2 protein-coding genes are annotated in these 4,189 nt (G+C 67.7%); both read left to right on the top strand.

Annotated features, from left to right (window positions below; translation table 11 throughout):
* Nucleotides 1–2,437 (top strand): KR domain-containing protein (locus A37U_RS47430; protein WP_040589936.1); only part of this gene is annotated, 2,437 nt, incomplete at its 5' end.
* A 52-nt stretch (nucleotides 2,438–2,489) separates the two neighbouring features.
* A partial coding sequence (locus tag A37U_RS0137660; protein ID WP_420806282.1) for a type I polyketide synthase occupies nucleotides 2,490–4,189 on the top strand: 1,700 nt, incomplete at its 3' end.

The following is a 4,189-nucleotide window of genomic DNA, read 5'->3' as shown; positions in this document are numbered from 1 at the left end:
CGAGTTCGAACGTGCTGTCCGTGCCCTCAGTGATTCTGGGTATGGGGTGTTTATCGAGACTTCTCCGCATCCGGTACTCACCGGGGCGATCACCGATACGTTGGAGGATTCCGATCCGGTGGTGGTGGGCACGTTGCGCCGTGATGATGGTGGCGCGGACCGGCTGCTGACCTCGTTCGGGGAGGCTTTCGTGCGCGGTGTCGCGGTGGACTGGTCCGCGGTGCTCAAGCCCGGGGCGACCGTGGATCTGCCGACCTACGCCTTCCAACGGCAGCGATACTGGCCCGAACCGGTCGCCGCCGAGCCCAAGACCGGCGACAGCACTCATAGCGAGTCCGCATTCTGGACGGCGGTGGAAAGCGGCGACACCCGCGAGGTGGCTGAGTTGCTTTCTGTCGATGATGCGTGTGTCGGCGATCTGCTGCCGGCGTTGGCTTCCTGGCGCAAGCGTGAGCAGCAGGACTCCACGGTTACGGATTGGCGTTACCGTATTTCCTGGGAACCGGTAAGCGAATCCGGTGCCGCCGTACTGTCCGGAACCTGGGTGATCGTGGCCGTCACAGTGGAGGCCGCCGAGCAGTATACCCGGGCGCTGACCGAGCGTGGCGCCGATGTGACCGTCGTCGCCACCGACAGCACCGACCGGGTAACCCTGGCCCGACAGCTGCCCACCGGGACCATCGCCGGGGTGCTCTCGCTGCTCGCTTTCGACGAAGCACCCCTTGCGGACTTCCCCCATGTGCCGCGGGGGGCCGCAGCCACCCTCGCGCTGGTGCAGGCCCTTGGGGACGCCGTGAGCGACGCGCCGCTGTGGGCTCTCACCCGCGGGGCCGTCGCCACCGGCCCGGACGAAGTCACCACCAGCCCCGTGCAGGCCCAGATATGGGGCCTCGGACGGGCTGTCGGTCTGGAATCCCCGCAACGTTGGGGTGGGCTCATCGACCTGCCGCCCGTGTGGGATGCGCGGGTCGCGGCGCGGTTGTGCACCGTGCTCGCTGCGGGGAACGAAGACCAGACCGCGTTGCGGCGCACCGGAATTCTGGCCCGCCGTCTGGTTCGTGCCACACCCCATCGCACCAGGGAGAACCACTGGGTCCCCCGCGGCACGGTGTTGCTGACCGGTGGTACCGGCTCGATCGGTGCCCGGGTCGGCTCGTGGCTGGCCGAGCGCGGCGCCCCACGGGTCGTGCTGACTAGCCGCTCGGGGCCGTCGGCGCCCGGTGTGGCGGCATTGGCCGCGGAACTCGCTGGGGCGGGATCGGGTGTCGAGGTGACCAGCTGTGAGGTCGCCGATCGCGCTGAAGTGGCTGGATTGCTGGACCGTATCGCCGCCGAGGGCCCGCCGCTGTCTACGGTACTGCACTCTGCGAACGCCGCCTACCTGGCACGGCTGGACTACACCGACACCGCTGGCCTGTCACTCTCCCTGGGCGCGAAGGCTACCGGTGCCGCGTGGCTAGATGAGTTGACCGCTGACTTGGATCTGGATGCGTTCGTGTTGTTTTCCTCGATTTCGGCGACGTGGGGCAGTAATGATCACGGTGCTTATGCGGCGGCGAATGCGTATCTCGATGCGCTGGCCGAGGATCGGCGAGCTCGGGGGCTTGCCGGAACCTCGATCGCCTGGGGCGTATGGGACACCCGCGACTGGGATGCGGTCGACGCCGCCATGGAGCACAAGCCAGGCCAGGTCACCCCGCACGGGTTGTTGCGGCAGGGGATGAACTTCCTCGACCCCGACCGTGCGCTGACCGCGTTGGGGCAGGTCCTCGATGACGACGAGACGTTCCTCGCTGTGGCCGATGTGGATTGGGCCCGGTTCGCGCCGGTGTTCACCGCGGCCCGGGAACGGCCACTGCTGCAACGGATCCCCGAAGCCCACGAACCGGGTGAGAGCACCGGGGAAACCGGAGAGGAACGCGATGCGCTCGCCGAGCAGCTGGCCGCCGTCTCGCCCGGTGAACGGGTCCGGATCGTCACCGACCTGGTGCGCGGGCACGCCGCGGCGGTGCTCGGTCACGCTTCGGCGAGTGCGGTCCCTGGAAGCCAAGCGTTCCGGGAACTGGGATTCGATTCGCTGACTGCGGTCGAACTGCGCAACAGGCTCAACGCGGCCACCGGGCTGAAGCTGCCTGCCACGCTGATCTTCGACTATCCCAGCTCGAATGCCCTTGCCGAACACCTTTCGGCGCAACTGTCCGGGCAGGCATCGGGCCACGCGGCAGTACTCGATGAGTTCGACCGGCTCGCTGCCAGGCTCACCGCGCCGGATGGGGCGGCGCGAGCCGAGATCGCAACCCGCCTGGAATCCCTCGCGCACCGGTTCCGTGCCCAGACCGCCGAGGACGCGGCTACCGACCGCGAGCTGGAGACGGCAACCGCCGACGAGATGTTCGCGCTACTCGAAGACGAATTGCACGATCCCGATCTCGAATGACCGCACCGGTTTGCCGCCCCAGCCCCGCTGCCTATTGGCCCGGCCGAAGGAAGTGACCACAATGCAGAACGAGGAGAAGCTCCTCGACTACCTCAAGCAGGTGACCGCGAAACTCCGCAAGACCCGCGCGCGCCTGCGTGAGGTCAGTGAGCGGGACCGGGAACCGATCGCCGTCGTCGGCATGGGTTGCCGCTATCCCGGCGGTGTTCGCGGTCCCGAAGATCTGTGGAACCTCCTCGTCACAGGCGGCGATGCCGTCAGCGGATTTCCGGCCGACCGCGGGTGGAACACCGAGGAGCTCTACGATCCCGATCCCGATGCGGCGGGCACTACCTACGTTGCTCAGGGCGGATTCCTGCACGGCGCCGCCGAATTCGACGCCTCGTTCTTCGGCATAAGCCCACGTGAGGCACTGGCCATGGACCCGCAACAGCGGCTGTTGCTCGAAGTCGCGTGGGAGGCGATCGAACAAGCCCGAATCGATCCGGAGTCACTGCGCGGCTCGCCGACCGGAGTGTTCGCCGGTGCCGCACCTTCTGGCTATGTGGGTGCGGGCGGCGCCGAGGGCGGGGAAGGACATCTGATCACCGGCAATGTCACCAGTGTGATCTCCGGCCGCGTTTCGTACACTCTCGGCCTCGAGGGACCTGCTGTCACCATGGACACCGCCTGCTCCTCGTCCCTGGTTGCGCTGCACCAGGCCTGCCAGGCACTGCGCGCCGAGGAATGCTCACTGGCGCTCGCTGGTGGCGTGACTGTGATCGTCCACCCTGCCGAGTTCGTCGGTTTCTCTCGACAGCGGGTGCTCGCTGCGGACGGCCGGTGCAAGGCGTTCGCCGCCGGGGCCGATGGTATGGGCATTGCCGAAGGGGCCGGAATGGTGCTGTTGGAGCGGTTATCCGACGCCCGGCGCAACGGTCGCGATGTGCTCGCCGTGATCGCCGGCGGTGCGGTCAACCAGGACGGTGCTTCCAACGGCCTGACCGCACCCAACGGGCCTTCCCAGCAACGAGTCATCCGTGCCGCGCTCGGCAGTGCCAGACTCACCACCGACGATGTCGATGCCGTCGAGGCACACGGCACGGGCACCGAGCTCGGCGACCCGATCGAGGCTCAGGCACTCCTGGCCACGTATGGGCAGGGGCGCCCGGCCGACCGGCCATTGTGGCTGGGCTCGGCGAAGTCCAATATCGGTCACGCGCAACAGGCCGCCGGCATCGTGGGCGTGATCAAGATGGTGTTGGCGCTGCGGCACGGCCAACTGCCGCCGACACTGCACGCGGACGAACCTTCGCCGCACGTCGATTGGTCCACGGGCAATGTGAAACTTCTCCAGGAAGCCGTTCCTTGGCCGGAAAGCGACAAACCGCGACGGGCCGCCGTGTCCGCGTTCGGCATCAGCGGCACTAACGCCCACATCATCCTGGGCGAGGCCCCGGCCACCGTTTCCGCCGAGGACACCGAAGACACTGCGGACATCGACGAGACCGTGGACGAGGGCGCGCCGATTCCCGCCGCGCCACCGGTATTGGCCGGATCCGGGATCGTGCCCTGGCTGGTTTCCGCGCGGGGCGCGGGTGGACTGGCTGCCCAGGCGGGTCGGTTGCGTGAGCATGTGCTTGCTGATTCGGCTCTTGATCCGGTGGATGTGGGTTGGTCGTTGGCGACTACGCGTAGCGTGTTTGAGCACCGGGCCGTGGTGCTTGGGGGTGACCATGTGGAGTTGACGGCTGGTTTGGGTGCGGTGGCGAC

Origin of the sequence: Sciscionella marina DSM 45152 (assembly GCF_000379465.1) — a bacterium.
In the GTDB taxonomy this organism is placed as follows: domain Bacteria; phylum Actinomycetota; class Actinomycetes; order Mycobacteriales; family Pseudonocardiaceae; genus Sciscionella; species Sciscionella marina.
Note: the sequence above shows the minus strand (reverse complement) of the source record. Positions and strands in the feature narration are given on the sequence as shown.